Here is a 19954-nt window from a genome sequence, read left to right on the forward strand (position 1 = left end):
ACCGCGGTGTCGTGACCGGGCTGGGTCACCGCACCGCACCGATGAGGAGACAGGTGTGAATCCACGATCGGCCCCGTCCGGCACCTCGCTCGCCGAGCGGGCCCGCCGGGTCATTCCCGGGGGCGTCAACAGCGGGCAGCGCAGCATTCCCGGCCTCACCGACCTGGTGATCACCCGGGCCGCCGGTGCGCGTTTCTGGGACGCGGACGGGCGGGCGTACACCGACTACCACGCGGCCTTCGGCCCACCCCTGCTCGGACACAACGACCCCGACGTCAACGCCGCGGTGGCCGAGGTCGGGCAACGGCTCGACCTGTGCGGCGTGGCCGTCACCGAGGGCGAGGTGCAGCTCGCCGAGGCGCTGGCCGAACTGGTCCCCAGCATCGAGCGGGTCCTGCTGACCAGCACCGGCAGCGAGGCCACCTTCCACGCCCTGCGGGTGGCCCGAGCCGCCACCGGCCGGCGCCTGGTGGTCAAGTTCCAGGGCTGTTACCACGGCTGGCACGACTCGGTCAGCCTCAACGTCATCTCCGCACCGGACCGGGTGGGCCAACCCGACCCGATCTCCACCGGCATCCTGCCCGAGGTGCTCGACGCCACCCTGGTGCTGCGGTTCAACGACGTTGCCGAGGTCCGGGCGGCCTTCGCCGCGCACGGCGCGGACATCGCGGCCGTGATCGTCGAGCCCGTGCCGCACAACGTCGGCTGTCTCCTGCCCGACCAGGACTTCCTGGTCGCGCTCCGCGAGGAGTGCACCCGTGCCGGCAGCGTGCTGGTCTTCGACGAGGTGATCACCGGCTTCCGGCACGACCTGGGCGGCTGGCAGAAGATCAGTGGCGTCACCCCGGACCTGACCACCCTCGGCAAGGCCATCGCCAACGGCTACCCGGTCGGCGCGCTCGGTGGTCGGGCCGACCTGATGGACCTGTTCAGCACCCGCCCCGGTGCCCCCGCCTTCTTCGCCGGCACCTACAACGGGCACCCCGCCGTGGTGGCCGCCGCGCTGGCCACCCTCGACAAGCTGCGTACCGAACCGGTCCACGAGCACGTCTTCCGGCTCGGCGAGCGGATCCGCGCCGGGCTGACCGAGGTCTTCGTCGACCTCGACGTCCCGGCGGTGGTCACCGGCCACGGCTCGGTCTTCGTCAGCTACTTCATGTCCGGCCCGGTTCCGCGTACCTACGACGACCTGCTGCGCAACGATGCGGGCATGTTCATCGGCTACCGGCGGCGGATGCCCGAGCACGGCATCTTCGAGTTGCCGCTCAACCTGAAGCGCAACCACGTCTCCTACGCCCACACCGACGCCGACGTCGACCACCTGATCGAGGCCACCCGGGCAGCGGTCCGCGACACCGTCGCGGCCGGCGGGGTGACCGAGCTGGCGAACACCGCCACCATGGGTGGCGCGGTTCCGGCCCGGGGGGTGTCCTGATGCTCACCGTCGACACCACGCGCCCGGTCGGTCCGGCCGGCCGGATCACCCGGGTGGAGACCCTCACCCTCGGCACCGCCTGGCGGGACTTCTCCTACCTGCGGGTGCACACCGACGCCGGGCTGACCGGGGTCGGCGAGATCACCCACCCGTACCGGGGCCGGGAGACCTGCCAGCTCGCCGAGGCGATGGCCGGACGGCACCTGATCGGCGCCGACCCGTTCGACGTCGAGGAGATCTGGCTGCGGATGTACCAGGGCGACTTCCTGCGCGGCGGGGACGTCGGCGGGATCGTCGTCTCCGGCGTCGACCAGGCGTTGTACGACCTGATGGGCAAGGCGCTCGGCGTGCCGGCGTACCGGCTGACCGGTGGCGCGTGCCGCAGCCGGGTCCGGGTCTACGCCAACGGTTGGTACACCGGCGACCGGGAGCCGGCCGCGTTCGCCGAGCGGGCCGTCGCCACCGTCGCCAAGGGGTACACCGCGCTCAAGTTCGACCCTTTCGGCGCCGGACTGGGCGAGCTGTCCCGCACGGAACTGCGCCGGTCGGTCGACATCGTGGCCGCCGTCCGGGACGCGGTCGGCCCCGACGTGGACCTCTTCGTCGAGGGGCACGCCCGGTTCGCCATGCCCACCGCGGCCCGACTGGTGCGCGAACTGGCCCCGTTCGACCTCGGGTGGTTCGAGGAGCCGCTGCCCTGGACGCACATCGAGCGCTACGCCGAGTTGCGCGCCCGGGCGACCATGCCGATCTCCGGCGGGGAGCACTTCCACAACCGCTACGAGTACGCCCGGCTCTTCGCCACGAACGCGGTGGACATCATCCAGCCGGACCTGTCGATGGCGGGTGGGTTCACCGAGGTCCGGAAGCTCGCCGCCATCGCCGACCAGCACGCCATGCTGGTCGCCCCGCACAACTCCAACTCACCGCTGTGCACCACCGCGTCGGTGCACGCCGTGCTCGGCATGCCCAACTTCACGATCCTGGAGACCTTCGACGGGCTGCTGGAGGACTATGTCTTCGAAGCCGTCCGGGGTGCCCTGCCGGTGGTGGACGGGCACGTCGACCTCCCCACCGCCCCCGGCCTCGGGGTCGAACTCGTCGACGAGGTCTTCGCCGAGCACCCGCCGAGCCACGGTTTCTGGAACATGTTCGCCGAGGGCTGGGAGAAGCGGGACCGGCGATGATCGTCGACGTGCACTCGCACCTGTTCGACTGCCCGGAGCACGTCGGCGACCCGTTCGCCGCCGAGGCGTCCCGGGCGCACGGCGGCGAGGTCGACCTGACGGTGCGGTGGTCGGAGTACGCGGCCACCGCACCCGCCGGCACCCGTACCGTCGTGGTCGGTGGCAAGGCCCGCCGCTCGGGCCTCTGGGTCGACGACGCGGCGGTGGCGGCGTACGTGGCCGCCCAGCCGGAACGGCTGATCGGCTACCTCGCCCTGGACCCCACCCAGCCCGGCTGGCGCGACGAACTGGAGCACGGGCACCGGGACCTCGGCCTGCGCGGCATCAAGCTGATGCCGATGTACGCCGGCTTCGACCCCGCCGACCCGGCGTACGACGACCTGTACGCCTACGCCGAACGGCACGGCCTGCCGCTGCTGGTGCACACCGGCACCACCTTCGTCTCCACCGCGCCCCTGCGCTATGCGCTGCCGGTGCACCTGGACGAGGTGGCCATCCGCCACCCCGAGCTGCGGATGGTCCTGGCCCACCTCGGCCACCCGTACGAGGGGGAGTGCATCGCGGTGATCCGCAAGCACCGGCACGTCTACGCGGACGTCTCCGCCCTGCACTACCGGCCGTTCCAGCTCTGGCACAGCCTGCGCCTGGTGCAGGACTACGGGGTGTGGCCCAAGCTGCTGTTCGGCAGCGACTACCCGTTCACCACCGTCGACGCCTCGGTCGAGGGGCTGCGCCGGGTGGGCCGGGTGCCCGGCATCCCGGGCCTGGACCCGCTCGACGTCGACCAGATCGAACAGCTCATCCACCGTCCGTCGCTCGACCTGCTGGGGCTGGGATGACCGTCGTACCGCCCTCGTTCGATCTCACCGGCCGGCTCGCCGTCGTCACCGGGGCGGCCCGGGGGCTCGGGGCCGCGTTCGCCGCCGGCCTGGCCGCCGCCGGGGCCGACCTGGTCCTGGTCGACCGGCCCGGGGTGGACCTCGGTCCGGTCGCCGAGCAGGTGACCGGCTCCGGTCGGGCCGCCCACCGACACCCGTTCGACCTGGCCGACACCGAGGCGATCGCCGGCTGGGTGGACGACCTGCGGGCCGCCCACGGCCCGCTGCACATCCTGGTCAACAACGCCGGGGTCGCCCGGCTGGAGCACTTCAACGAGATCACCGTGGCCGGTTGGCGGGAGCTGATGCGGATCAACGTGGACGCTGTCTTCTTCTGCGCCCAGCGGGTCGCCGAGCACATGATCGCCGACGGCGTGTCCGGCCGGATCGTCAACATCTCCTCCAAGAACGGGCTGGTCGCCGAGGCCGGGCTGGCCCACTACAACGCCTCGAAGGGGGCGGTGGAGCTGCTCACCCGGTCGCTCGCCGCCGAACTGGGCCCACACGGGATCACCGCGAACACCATCGCCCCCGGCATGATCGCCACGCCGATCGACGGGGAGTTCCCCTTCGACCGGGCCGCGTTCGAGGCGGCCTGGGCACAGCGCATCCCGCTGCGCGGCGGGTACGGAACCCCTGCCGACTGTGTGGGTGCGCTGCTCCTGCTCGCCTCGGACGCCGGCCGGTACGTCACGGGCACCCACCTGGTGGTGGACGGCGGAGTGCTGGCCGACCAGATGCCCCGGCTGCGCTTCATGCCGCCGTACCGCAGCACACTGCCCACGGCAGGCCCGCCGGGCGACCGGGACGGACCGTGACCAACGCCGAGGGGATACGGCCCCGCACGATCGAGGTCACCGCCACCGTCCACACGATCGCGCCGGTCTGACCGGTTCCCGCCCGGCGGCGACGGTGCCGTGGCGGCGACGCGCCCCGATCCCCGGTCAGGTTCCCGGTCGCAGCCAGACGCGAAGCGGCCCGACCGGGCGGAACCCGACGTCGAGGGCGGGTGAGAGGTCGTCGTCGGTCTCCCAGCCGACCAGCGGCCCGGTGCCGAACCGGGCGCACACCCCGTGCCACACCACGGCCGGGTCGGTGCCGAACACGTTCGACACGCCGACCGCCCCACCGCCCGCGCTGACCACCGCGCCGCCGGTCACCGTGCCCGCCGGACCGTAGGCGGCCAGCACCGTGACCGACGGGTCGGCCAGCAGCGCCGGGTGGCGCAGGGCCGCCCCGCCGTGCGCGTCGGCCCAGACCGCCAGGGCGGAGGCGGTGGTCACCGGGGTCAGCGGGGGACCGGCCGGCACGTCGCCGGCGGGGCGGTGGATCCACCGCCCCGCGACGAACACCCGGAACCCGTACGGTGCCAGGTCGAGAGCGGCGAAGCTGTCCTTGACCGCCGCGCCCGAGCCGGCGTCCACCCGGCGCAGCAGCGCGGCGGCGGTCGCCTCCGGCCGGAGGGTCACCGCGTCCGGGTACCACGGCGGGGACCGGCGTGGCACCGACCAGGCGTCGGCGTCGCATACCCCGGTCGTGCCGTGGGCCCGGCAGACCGCGTCGCACCACGCCGCGTTGTTCCGCGCCGCGGTGACCGCCTCGGCGTGCGCCACCGGGCACCTCCCGTCGTCCTCGGGCAATCTCCGGCACACCGGCGCGGCCCGCAACGGAATATCCCGGCGCCCCGGGCGGTGGACCGCCCACCGGCCCAGGGGGCGGTGCGCGCAGCGCCTCGTCGGCGTCCACCCGTCCGCCGGGCTCGCGCCGCCGGGGCGGACGACAACCGCCGGGTGGGGCTAGGGTCGACCGGTGACCCGCTTCCTTCTCGTGCCGGGGCGGGGCCGGCCGCGTCCGGGGCACTGGCAGCAACGGTGGGCCGACGCGCGGCCCGACCACCGGTGGGCGCCCCCACCGTCCGGGCCGCCGTTCCGGCTGGACGAGCGGGTGGCCGCGTTGCACGCGGCGGTCACCGCCGACGACGAGCCGGCGGTCCTGATCGCCCACAGCGCCGGTTGTCTCACCACGGTCGTGTGGGCCGCCCGACACACCGGTCCGGTCCGGGCGGCGCTGCTGGTCGCGCCGCCGTACGTCGGTCCGGACTGGCCGTCCGGAACGGATGCCGGCGTCGCGGTGGCGCTGGGACGACGGCTGCCGTTCCGGTCGGTGCTGGTGGCCAGCCGTACCGATCCGCACGCGACGTTCGACCAGTCCCGCTGGTACGCCGAACGGTGGGGCGCGGAACTGGTCGACCTGGGTCCCGCCGGGCACGTCGACACCGGCAGTGGCTACGGTCCCTGGCCCGAGGGCGAACGCCTGGTCGCCCGGCTCGCCGCGGCACCGGAGGCCGCCCCCGGGCACCCTCGCCCGCCCGACCGGGCCTGACCACCCGTCACCCGCCCGCCGCCGAACCAGCGGCCGGTGATCGTCCGTGGCGTCAACCGGTGACCAGCCGGGCCAGGAGCAGGCCCGTCCAGGCCGCGCCGAGACCGGCGGTCACGTTGAGCAGCACGGTGGCCAGCGCGGCACCCCGCCGGCCGTCGCGACCCAGACGCAGCGTCTCGTACGAGAGTGTGGACCAGGTGGTCAGCGCACCGCAGAGGCCGGTGCCGAGCGCGGCGGTCGCCGCCGGGCCGACCGGCACCGCGAGTACCACGCCGAGCAGCAACGAACCGGCCACGTTCACGGCGAGCGTCCCCCAGGGCAGCACCGCGCCGAACCGGGCCCGCAGCGCCCAGTCGGTCAGGTAGCGCAGCGGCGCGCCGACGGCCGCGCCGAGCGCGACCAGCAGCATGGTCACCGGGTCGCCCCGCCCGCCCGCGTCCGGTCCAGCAGCCACCCGGTGGCCGTGTCGCCGAGCCAGACCGCGCCCAGCGCGGCGAGCACCGTCACGCCCAGGTAGGCCAGCGCCGTCTCCGGCGCACCGGCCCGGACGGCCTGCTGCGCGTCGAGCACGTACGTGGAGAAGGTGGTGAACCCGCCCAGCACCCCGACGCCGAGGAACGGACGCAGCAGCGGTCGATCCGTCCAGACCCGGGTGAGCAGCACCATCAGCACGCCGATCAGCAGGCAACCGAGCACGTTCACGGTGAACGTCGACCAGGGGAAGGCGGTGGGTCGGTACGGGAACGCGGCCAGCGCCCCGGCCCGGGCCAGCGCCCCGACCACGCCACCCGCAGCGACGGCCGCGAGCATCACCGCCGGCCGCACCGGCGGGACGGCCGGGCCGAGTGGATCGACGTCGGGTTCGGTCCGGGGACTGTCGGACACCGTTCCTCCACGAGCATCAGGACGCCGGGCGGAACCGGCGGGACACGCCCGGACGCCAGCCTAACGGGACGCGCCACGCGGCCCACCGGCCGCAGGCCGCATCCCCAATGTCGGTTTCAGCCCGGTTGACCTGGGGCAATGTCGGTCACGACAGCGTCGTCCAGCGGAGGGGGAGACATGTTGGGGGAGAGCGCGGCGTCGACCACGGACCGGTCGACCCCGAGAGACCGCACAGCTGACGCCCGCCGGAAGGACCCGCCCTTCCGGAAACCGCGCTGGCCCCGGGCGTACGGCTTCGCCCTGGTCACCGGCGCGCTCTTCGTCTTCTCCTGGATCGGCCAGTTCCTGTTCCAGATGACCGTGGCGAACAACGAGGCCCGGCAGCACGGTGAGTCGTTCGCCTGGGGCGAGTTCCTGCCCCAGTTCCTCGCCAGCACCTTCGAGAACTGGCAGAGCGAGTTTCTCCAGCTGATCTGGCAGGCGGCCGGGCTGGCCCTCTTCTACTACTGGGGATCGTCGCAGTCCCGGGAGTCCGACGAGCGTATCGAGGCCAAACTGGACGCGTTGCTGCGCGAGCGCGGGCTCACGTCCGACCGCCCTTGACCTCAACCCCGCTTCACGTCCGAGGCTGATCGGCGTCGACAACGGGAGGGGCAGCATGCGGGTGGTCGAGGTGTCCAGGTTCGGTGGGCCGGAGGTGCTCACCCTGATCGAGGCGCCGGATCCGGTGCCCGGAGCGGGCGAGGTCGTCGTCGAGGTCGCGGTGGCGGACGTGCTCTGGGTCGAGACGATGATCCGTAGCGGTCACGGTGGTCGCTACTTCCCGGTCCGGCCGCCGTACCGGGCGGGCGTCGGGGTGGCGGGCACCGTGGCGGCGGTCGGCCCGGACGTCGACGCCGGTTGGGTAGGCCGGCGGGTGGTCACCCGCACCGGCGAACACGGCGGGTACGCCGAACGGGTCGCGGTGCCGGCCGACGGGCTCGTCCCGGTGCCGGACCCGGTCGGCCTGCGGGACGCGGCGGCGCTGCTGCACGACGGCACCACCGCCTTCGGGCTGCTCGCCCTGATCCCACCGCGCCCCGGCGACCGGGTGCTCGTCACCGCGGCCGGTGGCGGCCTCGGCGCGCTGCTCGTGCAGTGCGTCCACGCCGCCGGGGCACGGGTGGTCGCCGCCGCTCGGGGCGCCGCGAAGCTCGACCTGCTCCGGCGGCTCGGCGCGGACCACGTCGTCGACTACACCGCACCGGACTGGACCGACCGGGTGCGGGAGGCCACCGGGGGCCTCGACGTGGTGTTCGACGGAGCCGGGGGCGAATACGGCCGGGCCGCCTTCGACCTGTTGGCGCCGGGGGGTCGCTACTCCGCCCACGGCGCCCCCGCCGGATCGTTCGCGGTACCCGAGCCGGCACGGGCGCGGGCCGGGGGCGTCACGGTGTTCGGCATCGACGACATCCGGTTCCCCCCGCAGGTGGCCCGGGGGCATCTGGTCCAAGCTCTCGAGGCGGCCGCCGCCGGGCGGCTCACCCCGCTGGTCGGGCAGACCTTCCCGCTGGCCCGTGCCGCCGACGCGCACCGGGCGATCGAGGAACGGACGGCGACCGGCAAGACGTTGCTGACGATCTGAGCGTCCCGGTCCGCGTCCGTCGGCGCGTCGTGCCCGGCCGGTGGTGCCGCGGCCGGGCCGCGGGGCACGATGGCCGGATGCGGCACATCGTGCTCTTCCACTCCGTGTACGGCCTCCGCCCGGCGGTCCTGAGCGCCGCCGACCGGCTCCGTGCCGCCGGACACCGCGTCGTCACCCCCGACCTGTACGGGGTGCCCGCCGTCGCGAGCCTCGAGGAGGGCTTCGCGTTGTTCGGCCGGATCGGCATCGAGACGGTGCTGGCGCGGGCCCGTGCCGCCGTCGCGGACCTGCCGGCCGACGCCGTGCTGGCCGGGCTCTCCATGGGGGCCGGGGTGGCGGGTGCCCTGCTGACCGACCGGCCCGCCAGCGCGGGGCTGCTGCTCCTGCACGGCACCGGCGGCTCGCCCGAGGCGGCCCGCGCCGGCCTGCCCGTGCACCTGCACATCGCCGACCCCGACCCGTACGACCCTCCCGCCGATGTGGACGCCTGGCGGCGGGCGATGGACGCGGCCGGGGCCGAGGTCGAGGTGTACCGCTACCCGGGGACCGACCACCTCTTCACCGATCCGGAGCTGCCCGGGTACTCACCGGTCGACGCCGACCGGCTCTGGGGCCGGGTGCACACCTTCCTCGGCTAGCTTCTGTCTCCCGCCCCGTGCGGCCGGCCCGGTGTTTGCGTTCACCCTGAGTGATCCCCGCCCGGCCCGCCCCACCCTCCCACGCGCCCTTTGCTCTGCACCCGTCGGTGCACCGAGCGTAGGACATCGCCACCTCCTGACCGCAGACACGCACCGTGGCCATGGGCGGGCGGGCCCGCCGCGTCGTCCGGCTCGCCCGTTCCGGCGGACGTCCCCGTCGATGGCCCGTCCCACGGTGGCGCACGGCGGCCTCGTCGGCCCGGACGTAGCCGCTGACCAGGCGAATCTCGGGTCTTGTCAGGCTCGACGATCAGGTGTACAACTATGCGAGCTAGGTACATACCTAGGTATCGACTGGTACGAAACAATGGGAGGCCTGGCGTGGACCGCCTCAGGATCGGTGTGGTCGGAATCGGTGTCCAGGGCCAGCTGCACGCCCGCGCGCTGCGCGAGATGCGGCAGGTCGAGTTGGTCGCCGTCGCCGATCCAGCACCCCGCAACCGCGACTGGGCGGTGGACGCCCTCGGGGTCCGGGCCGTCCCCGACATCACCGACCTCCTCGACGAGGTCGACGCGGTGACCATCTGCACCCCCGACCACCTGCACGAGGACGCGACGCTCGCCGCGCTCGCCGCCGGCCGCCGGGTGCTGCTGGAGAAGCCGATGGCGCTCTCCACCGCCAGCTGCGACCGGATCATCGCCGGTCGGCCCGATCCCGACGCCCTGATGATCGGCCACATCCTGCGCTTCGACCCGCGGGTCGTCCGGCTGCGCGAGATCGTGCGCTCCGGTGAACTCGGCGACATCTGGCACGTCAAGGTCTGGCGCTGCACCTCGCAGGCGGTCGGCGCGGGCATCTGGGACCGCACCTCGGTGGCGTGGTTCCTCGGCATCCACGACGCCGACCTGCTGCGGTTCGTCACCGGACGCGAGGTCGAGGTCACCGGTGCGGTCGGCCGCAGGGTCCTCTCGCCCAGTCACGACGTCGTGCACGCCACCGTCCGGCTCGACGACGGCGCGATCGGCACCATGGAGAACACCTGGACCCTGCCGCACTCCCGACCCTCCCGGGCCGACGCGGGGCTGCGGATCGTCGGCGAGCACGGCCTGCTGGAGATGGACCTCTCCCACAACGACCTGCTCTACGCCCAGCGCCAGGGCACGGCCAGCTACCTCGACACGTACTTCTGGCCCAGCCGCGGCACCGGCGGGGCGTACAACCTGCGCACCCAGCTGGAGGCGTTCGCGGACGCCGCGCTGACCGGCGGACCCACCCCGGTCAGCGGCGAGGAGGGCCGGGCGGCCGTCGCGGTCGTCGAGGGCATCGAGGCGGCCCTGGCCGCCGACCCGGCGTCGACACCGTCGTCCGCCGGCTGAGGACCGGACATGCTGCGCTACGCCATCCGCCGGCTCGCCATCTCGGTGCTGGTGCTCTTCGGCGCCGCGACCGTGGTGTTCTTCGCCATGCGGGCGGTGGACGGCGACCCGGCCACCGCCGTGCTCGGCCCGGACGCCGATCCGGCGGCTCTCGACGCGCTGCGCCAGGAGTACGGACTCGACGCCGCGCTGCCCGTGCAGTACGTCCGGTTCCTCCAGCGGGCCGCCGGTTTCGACTTCGGCGAGTCCTTCCGGCTCGGCGGTAGCGCGATGGAGCTGGTACTCGGGCACCTGGGCGCCACGGCCGCACTGTCGCTCACCGCCTTCGCCGTGGCCCTGGTGGTCGGCTTCGCCCTCGGGGTGCTGGCCGCGACCCGCCCCGGCGGGCTCGTCGACCGGACGGTCTCCGTGCTGTCCATGCTCACCCAGTCGCTGCCGTCGTTCTGGGTCGGCATCATGCTGATCCTGGTCTTCTCCCGGTTCCTGCACCTGCTGCCCAGCTCGGGAGCGGCCTCACCGGCCGCCATGGTGATGCCCGCGGTCACCCTCGCCCTGCCGTTGCTCAGCGTGGTGCTCCGGCTGGTCCGCAGCGGCCTGCTCGACGTGCTGCACGAGGACTACGTGGTCACCGCCCGGGCCAAGGGCCTGTCCGAGTGGCGGGTGGTCGGCTCGCACGCGATGCGGACCATGCTGCTGCCGGTGGTCACCGTCGCCGGCCTGGAGTTCGGCAGCCTGCTCGGCGGCGCGGTGATCGTGGAGACCGTCTTCGCCTGGCCGGGGGTGGGCCGGTTGATGACCGACGCCATCGCCGCCCGGGACTACTCCATCGTGCAGGCCTGCGTGATCACGGTCGCGGCCATCTTCATCGTCATCAACCTGGTGGTCGATCTGCTGTACGTCCGGCTGGACCCCCGGGTCCGCGAGAGCGTCTGAGGAGTTGGTCGACATGACCGGCGCCGTCCCCGGCACCCCGCTGACCGACGTGGCGCCCGCCCCGGCGGAGGCCACCCCGACCGGTCCGCCACCCCCGACCGGCACCCCCGCCCGACGCCGTCGCCGGCTGCGCCTCTGGATACCCCTGGGGGTCATCGGGGCGTACCTGGTCGCCGGGGTGTTCGGGCCGATGGTCGCCCGGTACGACCCGATCGCCACCTCGGTCACCGACCGGCTGCTCCCGCCGGGCAGCCGGCTCGCCGACGGCAGCCTCGCCCTGCTCGGCACCGACCAGGTCGGCCGGGACCTGCTCGCCCAGATCATGCAGGGGGCCCGGGTGTCCATGCTGGTCGGCGCGGCCACCCTGGTGCTCGCCGGCACCGTCGGCTCCGCGCTCGGCGTGCTCTGCGGTTACCGGGGCGGCCTGGTCGACACGGTGGTGATGCGGCTGGCCGACATCCAGCTCGCCTTCCCCTCCATCCTGCTGGCCGTCTTCGTCGCCGGTGTGCTGGGTGCCAGCGTCACCAACGTGGTGCTCACCCTCTCCATCACCACCTGGCCGGTCTTCGCCCGGGTCGCCCGGGCGCAGACCCTCGCCACCCGGTCCCGGGACTTCGCCAACGCGGCCCGCACGCTCGGCGCCGGTCCCTGGCACGTCGTGCGGCACTGCGTGCTGCCGGCGGTGCTCAGCCCGGTGCTCGTCGTGGCCACCGTCCAACTCGGCTTCGTCATCGTCGCCGAGGCGTCGCTGAGCTTCCTGTCGCTCGGCATCCCGCCCGGCACCCCCAGCTGGGGCACCACCATCGCCAACGGCCGTGACCACCTGGCCGGCGCCTGGTGGATCGCCACCCTGCCCGGTCTGGTCCTCGCGCTCTTCGTGGTCTGCGCGGGCGTGCTCGGCGACGAACTGCGCGACCGCTCCGACCCGAACCTCTCCACCCGGTAACCCCCCTCCCGCCAGCGGAACGGATGTCAGATGAGAAACCCGAAGACCCGCCTCGGCGCGCTGGCCCTGGCCGGCGTCATGGCCCTCACCGCCTGCTCCTTCGACAGCGACACCGGCGGCGACGGGGCCGCCGGCCGGACCACCCTGCGGGTGGCCAACCCGACCCCGGTGGTGTCGCTCAACCCGTACGCCGCGAACTCCGCCGACCAGCCCACCCTCACCGTCGTGCAGGAGGTCTTCGAGACCCTGGTCTCCCGCCGCGACGGCGAGATCGTGCCGAACCTCGCCGAGAAGTGGACCAACCCGGACCCGCTGACCTGGCAGTTCACCCTGCGCAGCGGCGTCACCTTCGCCGACGGCACCCCGCTGACCAGCGCCGACGCCAAGGCGTCGGTGCAGGCCCTGATCGACGGCAAGGGGCCGCTGGCCGGACTCTGGGCCGCCGTCGCCGCGATCGACACCCCGGACGAGCGCACCCTGACCATCCGCACCAGCGAGGCGCTCGGCACCATGCTGAGCAACCTCACCCTGGTCTGGATCGCCCCGGCGGCCAAGCTCGGCGACCAGAGCTTCTTCGCCGCCCCCTACGGCACCGGCCCGTTCAAGGTCGCCTCGTTCACCGCCGGGCAGAGCGTCGAGCTGGTGCGCAACGACGCGTACCGGGGCGAGCGTCCGAAGCTGGAGAAGATCTCCTACCGGTACATCCCGGAGATCTCCGGCCGGGTCACCGCACTGGAGAACGACGAGATCGACGTGACCTGGGGGCTGCCGCCGGACCAGCTGACCGGGCTGCGCGACGACGACCGGCTCACCGTCACCTCGTTCCCCACGTACGCCAACTACTACATCTGGTTCAACAGCTCCCGGAAGCCGTTCACCGACCCCCGGGTCCGGCAGGCCATGTGGCACGCCCTGAACCTCGACACCATCACGAAGTCCCTCTTCGACCAGGCCGGCACCCCGGCCGCCGGTCCGCTGCCCGAGGCGGTGTTCGGTGCGGCGAAGCAGAACCCGTACGGCCACGACCCGGCGCGGGCCAAGCAGCTGCTCGCCGAGGCCGGTTACCCGAACGGCTTCACCACCACCATGATGTGGAGCACCGGCTGCTGCACCAACGGCAACTCCTTCGCCGACGCGATGATCAGTGACTGGGCCAAGGTCGGCATCGTGGTCAAGCCTCAGGAGCTGGAGCGGGCCAGCTGGCTCGACCGGCTGCTCAAGCTCGACTGGGACAGCACCATGACCACCGGCAGCACGGTCACCGGTGACGCCGACTTCACCCTGGCCCGGCTCTACCTCTCCACCGCCAAGCGCAACGGCTACGCCAACCCGGAACTGGACAAAATCCTGCTCCAGGCCCGCAGCGAACTCGACCAGGACCGGCGCGCCGAGCTGTACGCCCAGGCCGGAAAGATCATCTGGGCCGACGCGGTGGGCATCTTCCCCCTCGACCTCAGCGGCAACGTGGTGCTGCGCAAGGGCGTGCAGGGCTTCACCCCGACCCCCAACGACCTGCCCGACTTCGCCGGCGTCTCGCTCGACTGACCCGGCCCCGGACCCGGAGGACCTGCGATGGTGGCACCACCACCCACCCGGCAACCACTGTTGACGGTCGACGACCTCGTCGTCTCCTTCGACGGCCCGCTCGGCACCCACCCGGTGCTCAACGGCGTCTCGTTCCACGTGGACGCCGGGGAGACCCTGGCCATCCTGGGCGAGTCCGGGTCCGGCAAGTCGGTCACCGTCCGCGCCGTGATGGCGCTGCTGCCCCGGCACAGCGCCACCGTCACCCGCGGCACCATCCGCTACGACGGCGAGGAGTTGACCGCGCTGCCGGTACGGCGTACCCGCCAGCTGTGCAGCACCGAGTTCGCCATGGTGTTCCAGGACTCGCTCAGCGCGCTCAACCCGGTGGTGCGGGTCGGCGACCAGATCGCCGAGCTGTACCGGGTGCGCCGGGGCCTGTCCCGACGCCAGGCGTGGGCGCGGGCGGTGGCCGGCCTGGAACAGGTCGGCATCCCGCACGCCGCCCAGCGCGCCCGCGACTACCCGCACCAGTTCTCCGGCGGGATGCGTCAGCGCGTGGTGATCGCCATGGCGCTCGCCCTCGGCCCCCGGCTGCTGATCGCCGACGAACCCACCACCGCCCTCGACGTGACCGTGCAGGCGCAGATCATGGACCTGCTGCGCGAGCTGCGCCGGGCCAACGGGATGGCGATGATCCTCATCACCCACGACCTCGGCGTGGTGGCCGACGTGGCCGACCGGGTCGCGGTGATGTACGCCGGCTCGGTCGTCGAGACGGGCCCGCTGCGCACCGTCTACGACACCCCCGCGCACCCCTACACCCGGGGGTTGATGAACTCGATCCCCACCCCGGAACACCCCGGTGCCCGGCTGACCCCGATCGAGGGCATGCCGCCGGCCCCGCACCGGATGCCCACCGGCTGCTCCTTCCATCCCCGGTGCCCCCTGGCCCGGCCCCGGTGCCGCACCGAACGGCCGGCGCTGCGCGAGATCGCCCCCGGCCAGCACTCGGCCTGCCACTACGCCGAGGAGGTGGTCACCGGTGTCCGCACCCGAGACGCGGCTTGAGGTCCGGCAACTGCGGGTCGCCTACCCCGGCGGCCGGCGCGGGCTGCTCCACCGGGCCCCGCAGATCGGCGCGGTCGAGGGGCTCGACCTGACCGTGACCACCGGCCGCACCCTGGGGCTGGTCGGTGAGTCCGGCTGCGGCAAGTCCAGCCTGGCCCGCGCGATCGTCGGCCTGCGTCGTCCCAGCGGCGGCGAGATCTGGTACGGCGGTGAGCGCATCGACTCCGCCGACGCGGCCCGGCGTCGCCGCCTCACCCGCGACATCCAGATGGTCTACCAGGATCCGTACTCCTCGTTGAACCCCCGCAAGACGGTCGGCTTCATCGTCAGCGAGGGCTGGCGGGCCCACCGGGGACTGCTGCCGCGCGACCGGTGGACCGCGCGCACGGCCGACCTGCTCGCCCGGGTCGGGCTCGCCGCCGAACTGGCCGACCGCTACCCGCACCAGCTCTCCGGCGGTCAGCGGCAGCGGGTCGGCATCGCCCGGGCCCTGGCCCTGTCGCCCCGGATCGTGGTCTGCGACGAGCCGGTCAGCGCACTGGACGTCTCGGTCCAGGCGCAGACCCTCAACCTCCTGGCCGACCTGCGCGACGACCTCGGCCTGGGTTACCTGTTCATCGCACACGACCTGTCGGTGGTGCGCCACGTCAGCGACGACGTCGCGGTGATGTACCTGGGGCGGATCGTGGAGACCGGACCCGCCGCCACCGTCTACGACCGACCGGCCCACCCGTACACCCGGGCACTGATCTCGGCGGCCCCGGTACCGCGCCCCTGGGCGGGGCCGCCGACCGAACGCATCGTGCTGCGCGGCGAGGTGCCCTCGCCCGCCGACCCGCCGTCGGGCTGCCGGTTCCGCACCCGGTGCCCGCTCGCCCAGCCGTACTGCGCGGAGGTCGTCCCCGAGCTGCGGTCCGTCGCCGGGCGGCAGGTCGCCTGCCACTTCGCCGAGGCGAGTCTGGCCGGCCGGACGGACGTCGAGCCGGAGCCGTCGCGGTGAGCGGCGAACCGGTCGTGCGGATCGGCGTCGACCTGGGGCAGGGCGGCTGTCGCGCGACCGCCCGGCACGCCGGTCGCAGCGGCCACGCCCGTACCCCCGGATTCTGGTCGGGGCGGCCGGCCGCGCGGGTCGCCGAGGCGGTCGGCGCGGCCCTGGCCGACCTCGGGCCGGTGCCCGACGGGCCGGTCGCGGTCGGCGTCGGCATGACCGGCCTCAACGGCCAGCCACCCCCGACCGACGACCTCCGGACCGGGCTGCGGGACCGGGGTCTGCGCGGGACGCTGCACGTCGCCGACGACAGCGTCACCGCCTACCTCGGTGCCCTCGGGCCGGTGCCCGGCGCGGTGGTGGCGGCCGGCACCGGCGTGGTGGTGCTGGCCGCCGGGCCCGACGGGCGGACCGCCCGGGTCGACGGCTGGGGCGCCGCGCTGGGCGACCGGGGCTCCGGTCACTGGATCGGGCGGACCGCGCTCCGGCTGGCCCTGCGGCAACGGGACCGGGACCGGGCGGGGCCGCTGCTCGACGCGGCCGTGGCCGCCTTCGGTCCGGTGGAGACCCTGCCGGCCCGCTGGCGGGACCAGCCGCCGACCCCCGAGCTGCTCGCCGGCTTCGCCGGCCCCGTGGCGGAGCTGGCCCGCGCCGGTGATCCGGACGCCCGGTCGGTGTGGCGGCGGGCCGGCGTGCTGCTGGCCGACTCGACGGTGGCCGCGCTGCGCCGGGCCGGCCTGGCCGGCGCGGACGTGCCGGTGGCCGGCACCGGCGGGGTCTTCGCCGCCGCCGAGCTGCTGCTGCCGACCTTCACCCGGGCGTTGCGCGGCGGAGCGCCGCACGCCCGTTTGACCAGTGCCACGGCCGACCCGCTCGCGGGCGCCCTGGCGCTCTGCGCCCGCCCCACCGGGCGGACGCTGCTCACCGGACTGGTCGTCCACTGTGATATCGAGGAAAGGGCAGGAAAGCGATGAACGTGGCCGAGGCCATCCGGGGACGGTTGGTCGTCTCGTGCCAGGCGCAGGACCGGAGCCCCTTCCTGGACACCGCGCACATGATGGCGATGGCGACCGCGGCGGTGCTGGGCGGCGCGGCCGGGCTGCGTGGTCAGGGGGTGGCGCACGTGCGGGCCATGGTCGCCCTCGGGGTGCCGGTCGTCGGGCTGGTCAAGCGGCACAGCCCGGGCAGTCCCGTCTACATCACCCCGGGCCGGAGCGACGTGGTCGCGCTGACCGGGGCCGGTGCACAGATCGTGGCCGCGGACGCCACCGACCGTCCCCGGGCCGGCGGGGAGCGGCTGGCCGACCTGATCGCCGCCACCCACGCCGGCGGGGCGCTGTTCATGGCCGACGTGGACAGTGTGGACGCCGCCCTCGCGGCGGTCGACGCGGGAGCCGACCTCGTCGGGACCACCCTCGCCGGCTACACCGGCGCGACGGTGCCGGACGGACCGGACATCGGGCTGGTCACCGCGATCAGCCGGCGGTGTCCGGTTCCGGTCATCGCCGAGGGGCGGTACCGTACCCCTGCCCAGGTCGCGGCCGCCTTCGACGAGGGCGCGTGGGCCGTGGTCGTCGGCACCGCCATCTCCGACCCGGTGAACACCACCCGTCGGTTCGCGTCCGCATGCCCGCATGCCCCCGTGGAGTCACGATGACCACCAAACTGAGCCAGATCCGGACCGCGCTGCGCAGCCGGGTGGCGGACATGAAGGCGCACACCGCCCTGCCCCGGGAGCGGGACCTCGCCGAGGAACTCGGCGTCAGCCGGACCACGCTGCGGCAGGCGCTGCGGGAACTCACCACCGACGGCCTCATCTACACGATCCGGGGCCAGGGCACCTTCGTCTCCGACACCCGCATCGCCAAGGGCACCAGCCTGAGCGGGTTCACCGAGGACATGCGGGCCCGGGGACTGACCCCGAGCAGCAAGATGCTCGACGCCGACGCGGTGGTCGCCCGGGACACCCTCGCCAACGAACTCGGCCTGCCCGAGGGCTCGCTGCTCTACCGGGTGGAACGGCTGCGGATGGCCGACGGCGCGCCGATGTGCCTGGAGGAGGTGCACCTGCCGGCGGACCTCTTCCCCGGGCTGCTGGTGGAGAACCTCGACGGCGCGCTCTACGAGACGATGCGGGACCGCTACCAGGTCCAGGTCGTCGTCGCCCAGCAGATGATCGCCGCGGTGGTGCCCACCCCGCGCCAGTGCCAGCTGCTGGAGATCTCACCGGTGGCCGCGTTGCTGGAGGTGCGGCGGATCGGCTTCGACGGACGGGGCCGGGCGGTCGAGCTGGCGGTGTCCTACTACCGCGGCGACCGCTACCGCTTCGCGTTGACCGCCCGGCGCGGGGAGGACGGCTGATGACCGCGACGATCGTCCCGGCTCCCCGCCGGGCGCGCCCGGCCACCGGGGAGAGCACCGACGTCCTCGTCGTCGGCGGGGGTGTGGGCGGCGTCGCCGCCGCGCTGGCCGCCTGCGAGGGCGGTGCCCGGGTGGTGGTGGTCGAGCCGTACCGGTGGATCGGTGGCCAGCTCACCTCCCAGGCGGTGCCGCCGGACGAGCACCGGTGGATCGAGACGACCGGCTCGACGGCGAGCTACCGACGCTTCCGGCGCGGGGTGCGCGGCTACTACCGCGACTGGTACGCGCTCGACCGGGCCGCCGACGACGCCCTGCTCAACCCGGGCAACGGCTGGGTCAGCCCGCTCTGTCACGAGCCGCGGGCGTCGCTGGCCGTGCTGCGGGCCATGATCGCCCCGTGGTGCGCGGCCGGCCGGCTGGTCGTGCACACCGAGGCCCGGCTGCTGGCCGCGCACACCGACGGCGACACCGTCCGGGGGGTGAGCGTCCGACTCTCCGACGGCACGGTACGGGAGATCAGCGCCCGGCTGGTGCTGGAGGCCAGTGAGACCGGCGAACTGCTCTCGCTGGCCGGGATCGAACACCGCACCGGCACCGAGTCGCGGGACCAGACCGGTGAACCGAGCGCGCCCGAGCGGGCTGGCCCGCTGAACATGCAGGCCGCCACGGTCTGCTTCGCCCTCGAACACGTCGACGGGGACCACACCGTCGACCGGCCCGACGGCTACGAGCGGTGGCGGACGCTGACCCCGCCGGGCTGGCCGGACCGGCTGTTCAGCTGGACCTACCCGGACCCGCGTACCGGCCGTCCGGTGACCGGCCGGTTCACTCCCAACCCGGAACGCGCGGCGGCCTCCATGGAGGAGGCGCTGCGCGCCCCCGAGCTGTGGACCTACCGGCGGATCCTCGACCGCCGGGCGTTCCGGCCGGGGCTGCTGCCCAGCGACGTGACCATCGTGAACTGGCCGATGACCGACTACCTGGACGGTCCGCTGTTCGACGTGCCGGACGCCGAGTGGCACCTGCGGCGGGCCCGGGAGTTCAGCCTCGCCTTCCTGTACTGGTTGCAGACCGAGGCGCCCCGGCCGGACGGCGGCTGCGGCTATCCGGGCCTGCGGCTGCGCCCCGACGTGACCGGCACCCCGGACGGCCTGGCGCAGGCGCCGTACATCCGGGAGTCCCGCCGGTTGCGGGCGGTGACCACCCCGACCGAGCAGGACCTGTCGGTGGCGGTACGGGGCGCGGCCGGCGCGGTGCGGTACCCGGACGCGGTCGGCACCGGCCACTACCGGATCGACCTGCACCCGAGCACCGGCGGGGACGGCTACCTGGACGTCGCGGCACACCCGTTTGAGATCCCGCTGGGGGCGCTGCTGCCGCAGCGGGTGACCAACGTGGTGGCGGCGGGCAAGGCCCTGGGCACCACGCACATCACCAACGGCTGCTACCGGGTGCACCCGGCCGAGTGGTCGATCGGTGAGGCGGCCGGGGCGCTCGCCGCGTTCTGCCTGGCCACCGGGAGCACTCCGCACGCGGTGCGGGAGCGCCCCGGGCTGCTGGCGGACTTCCAGGACGCGCTGACCCGGCGGGGTGTCGACCTGCGCTGGCCGGAGGGGACCGCGCTGCCGCAGGAGTGAGCGGCGCCGCTGCCGGTCGTGCGGTCGCGCCGGCCGGGCATCCGGCCCGCTCGTGCGGCAGTGCCGCCTGTGCGGCAGTGCCGCCTGT

The 19954-nt window shown here is 74.0% G+C and carries 21 protein-coding genes; 18 read left to right on the top strand and 3 right to left on the bottom strand.

The features are described from left to right. The first annotated feature begins 55 nt into the window (after positions 1-55). From AB0F58_RS21100 to AB0F58_RS21115, 4 genes are read left to right on the top strand one after another with little or no spacing between them, the layout of a single operon-like run. A complete protein-coding gene (locus AB0F58_RS21100) occupies positions 56-1435 on the top strand; it encodes an aspartate aminotransferase family protein (RefSeq protein ID WP_357145354.1) in 1380 nt (459 codons plus the stop codon). Continuing rightward, a complete protein-coding gene (locus AB0F58_RS21105) occupies positions 1435-2622 on the top strand; it encodes a mandelate racemase/muconate lactonizing enzyme family protein (protein ID WP_357145357.1) in 1188 nt (395 codons plus the stop codon). Before AB0F58_RS21100 ends, AB0F58_RS21105 begins: the two co-directional genes overlap by 1 nt. Next, positions 2619-3461 (top strand): amidohydrolase family protein, encoded by an 843-nt coding sequence (locus AB0F58_RS21110; RefSeq protein WP_357145360.1) that lies wholly within the window; start codon positions 2619-2621, stop codon positions 3459-3461. Before AB0F58_RS21105 ends, AB0F58_RS21110 begins: the two co-directional genes overlap by 4 nt. Continuing rightward, positions 3458-4318 (top strand): SDR family oxidoreductase, encoded by an 861-nt coding sequence (locus tag AB0F58_RS21115; protein ID WP_357145363.1) that lies wholly within the window; start codon positions 3458-3460, stop codon positions 4316-4318. Before AB0F58_RS21110 ends, AB0F58_RS21115 begins: the two co-directional genes overlap by 4 nt. Positions 4319-4444: 126 nt before the next feature. Here AB0F58_RS21115 and AB0F58_RS21120 read toward each other — a convergent pair whose 3' ends face one another. Next, a complete protein-coding gene (locus AB0F58_RS21120) occupies positions 4445-5113 on the bottom strand; it encodes a hypothetical protein (protein ID WP_357145365.1) in 669 nt (222 codons plus the stop codon). A gap of 196 nt (positions 5114-5309) precedes the next feature. Here AB0F58_RS21120 and AB0F58_RS21125 point away from each other — a divergent pair, with 196 nt between their 5' ends. Next, positions 5310-5882, top strand: coding sequence for an alpha/beta hydrolase (locus tag AB0F58_RS21125; RefSeq protein ID WP_357145368.1), 573 nt, complete (start codon positions 5310-5312; stop codon positions 5880-5882). 52 nt (positions 5883-5934) lie between these two features. Here the strand turns inward: AB0F58_RS21125 and AB0F58_RS21130 are convergent, their stop codons facing one another. Both AB0F58_RS21130 and AB0F58_RS21135 read right to left on the bottom strand, forming a co-directional pair. Then, positions 5935-6297 (bottom strand): CrcB family protein, encoded by a 363-nt coding sequence (locus AB0F58_RS21130; RefSeq protein WP_357145371.1) that lies wholly within the window; start codon positions 6295-6297, stop codon positions 5935-5937. Then, on the bottom strand, positions 6294-6707 hold the full coding sequence (locus AB0F58_RS21135; protein ID WP_357145779.1) for a CrcB family protein: 414 nt from the start codon (positions 6705-6707) through the stop codon (positions 6294-6296). Before AB0F58_RS21135 ends, AB0F58_RS21130 begins: the two co-directional genes overlap by 4 nt. Positions 6708-6944: 237 nt before the next feature. Between AB0F58_RS21135 and AB0F58_RS21140 the strand changes: the two genes are divergently transcribed. The 13 genes from AB0F58_RS21140 (at position 6945) to AB0F58_RS21200 (ending at position 19866) form a co-directional block, all read left to right on the top strand. Further along, positions 6945-7370 carry a DUF6766 family protein gene (locus tag AB0F58_RS21140; RefSeq protein WP_357145374.1) on the top strand — a complete coding sequence of 142 codons (426 nt, stop codon included), beginning with the start codon at positions 6945-6947 and terminating at the stop codon, positions 7368-7370. 55 nt (positions 7371-7425) lie between these two features. Continuing rightward, positions 7426-8391 carry a zinc-binding dehydrogenase gene (locus AB0F58_RS21145; RefSeq protein WP_357145377.1) on the top strand — a complete coding sequence of 322 codons (966 nt, stop codon included), beginning with the start codon at positions 7426-7428 and terminating at the stop codon, positions 8389-8391. A 77-nt stretch (positions 8392-8468) separates the two neighbouring features. Continuing rightward, the gene (locus AB0F58_RS21150) at positions 8469-9029 is read left to right on the top strand and encodes a dienelactone hydrolase family protein (RefSeq protein WP_357145380.1); all 561 of its coding nucleotides are present in this window, start codon (positions 8469-8471) and stop codon (positions 9027-9029) included. Positions 9030-9410: 381 nt separating this feature from the next. Next, positions 9411-10406 carry a Gfo/Idh/MocA family oxidoreductase gene (locus AB0F58_RS21155; RefSeq protein WP_357145382.1) on the top strand — a complete coding sequence of 332 codons (996 nt, stop codon included), beginning with the start codon at positions 9411-9413 and terminating at the stop codon, positions 10404-10406. Positions 10407-10415: 9 nt separating this feature from the next. Then, positions 10416-11339, top strand: a complete 924-nt coding sequence (locus AB0F58_RS21160) for an ABC transporter permease (protein ID WP_357145385.1) — start codon at positions 10416-10418, stop codon at positions 11337-11339. A gap of 13 nt (positions 11340-11352) precedes the next feature. Beyond that, positions 11353-12285: an ABC transporter permease gene (locus tag AB0F58_RS21165; RefSeq protein WP_357145388.1), complete on the top strand. Its 933-nt coding sequence runs from the start codon at positions 11353-11355 to the stop codon at positions 12283-12285. A gap of 30 nt (positions 12286-12315) precedes the next feature. Then, complete coding sequence (locus AB0F58_RS21170; protein WP_357145391.1) at positions 12316-13830, top strand: ABC transporter substrate-binding protein; 1515 nt, start codon at positions 12316-12318, stop codon at positions 13828-13830. Between the two features lie 27 nt (positions 13831-13857). Then, entirely contained in the window at positions 13858-14880 is a 1023-nt protein-coding gene (locus tag AB0F58_RS21175; protein WP_357145394.1) for an ABC transporter ATP-binding protein, read from the top strand. 10 nt (positions 14881-14890) lie between these two features. Then, positions 14891-15880 carry an oligopeptide/dipeptide ABC transporter ATP-binding protein gene (locus tag AB0F58_RS21180; protein WP_357145782.1) on the top strand — a complete coding sequence of 330 codons (990 nt, stop codon included), beginning with the start codon at positions 14891-14893 and terminating at the stop codon, positions 15878-15880. Then, the gene (locus AB0F58_RS21185; protein ID WP_357145397.1) at positions 15877-16842 is read left to right on the top strand and encodes a BadF/BadG/BcrA/BcrD ATPase family protein; all 966 of its coding nucleotides are present in this window, start codon (positions 15877-15879) and stop codon (positions 16840-16842) included. The genes AB0F58_RS21180 and AB0F58_RS21185 overlap by 4 nt, the downstream gene beginning before the upstream one ends. Continuing rightward, entirely contained in the window at positions 16839-17525 is a 687-nt protein-coding gene (locus AB0F58_RS21190; protein ID WP_357145400.1) for a putative N-acetylmannosamine-6-phosphate 2-epimerase, read from the top strand. Before AB0F58_RS21185 ends, AB0F58_RS21190 begins: the two co-directional genes overlap by 4 nt. Beyond that, entirely contained in the window at positions 17522-18229 is a 708-nt protein-coding gene (locus tag AB0F58_RS21195) for a GntR family transcriptional regulator (RefSeq protein WP_357145403.1), read from the top strand. The genes AB0F58_RS21190 and AB0F58_RS21195 overlap by 4 nt, the downstream gene beginning before the upstream one ends. Next, complete coding sequence (locus AB0F58_RS21200) at positions 18229-19866, top strand: FAD-dependent oxidoreductase (RefSeq protein ID WP_357145406.1); 1638 nt, start codon at positions 18229-18231, stop codon at positions 19864-19866. Before AB0F58_RS21195 ends, AB0F58_RS21200 begins: the two co-directional genes overlap by 1 nt. Positions 19867-19954 lie beyond the last annotated feature (88 nt).

The organism is Micromonospora sp. NPDC023956 (genome assembly GCF_040639195.1).
Lineage (GTDB): Bacteria > Actinomycetota > Actinomycetes > Mycobacteriales > Micromonosporaceae > Micromonospora.

What these genes read in the sequence shown, in the direction of transcription:
- AB0F58_RS21105 (WP_357145357.1), top strand. Translation starts at nt 1,435, where the DNA reads ATGCTCACCGTCGACACCACGCGCCCGGTCGGTCCGGCCGGCCGGATC.
- AB0F58_RS21110 (WP_357145360.1), top strand. Translation starts at nt 2,619, where the DNA reads ATGATCGTCGACGTGCACTCGCACCTGTTCGACTGCCCGGAGCACGTC.
- AB0F58_RS21115 (WP_357145363.1), top strand. Translation starts at nt 3,458, where the DNA reads ATGACCGTCGTACCGCCCTCGTTCGATCTCACCGGCCGGCTCGCCGTC.
- AB0F58_RS21140 (WP_357145374.1), top strand. Translation starts at nt 6,945, where the DNA reads ATGTTGGGGGAGAGCGCGGCGTCGACCACGGACCGGTCGACCCCGAGA.
- AB0F58_RS21145 (WP_357145377.1), top strand. Translation starts at nt 7,426, where the DNA reads ATGCGGGTGGTCGAGGTGTCCAGGTTCGGTGGGCCGGAGGTGCTCACC.
- AB0F58_RS21150 (WP_357145380.1), top strand. Translation starts at nt 8,469, where the DNA reads ATGCGGCACATCGTGCTCTTCCACTCCGTGTACGGCCTCCGCCCGGCG.
- AB0F58_RS21160 (WP_357145385.1), top strand. Translation starts at nt 10,416, where the DNA reads ATGCTGCGCTACGCCATCCGCCGGCTCGCCATCTCGGTGCTGGTGCTC.
- AB0F58_RS21165 (WP_357145388.1), top strand. Translation starts at nt 11,353, where the DNA reads ATGACCGGCGCCGTCCCCGGCACCCCGCTGACCGACGTGGCGCCCGCC.
- AB0F58_RS21170 (WP_357145391.1), top strand. Translation starts at nt 12,316, where the DNA reads ATGAGAAACCCGAAGACCCGCCTCGGCGCGCTGGCCCTGGCCGGCGTC.
- AB0F58_RS21175 (WP_357145394.1), top strand. Translation starts at nt 13,858, where the DNA reads ATGGTGGCACCACCACCCACCCGGCAACCACTGTTGACGGTCGACGAC.
- AB0F58_RS21190 (WP_357145400.1), top strand. Translation starts at nt 16,839, where the DNA reads ATGAACGTGGCCGAGGCCATCCGGGGACGGTTGGTCGTCTCGTGCCAG.
- AB0F58_RS21195 (WP_357145403.1), top strand. Translation starts at nt 17,522, where the DNA reads ATGACCACCAAACTGAGCCAGATCCGGACCGCGCTGCGCAGCCGGGTG.
- AB0F58_RS21200 (WP_357145406.1), top strand. Translation starts at nt 18,229, where the DNA reads ATGACCGCGACGATCGTCCCGGCTCCCCGCCGGGCGCGCCCGGCCACC.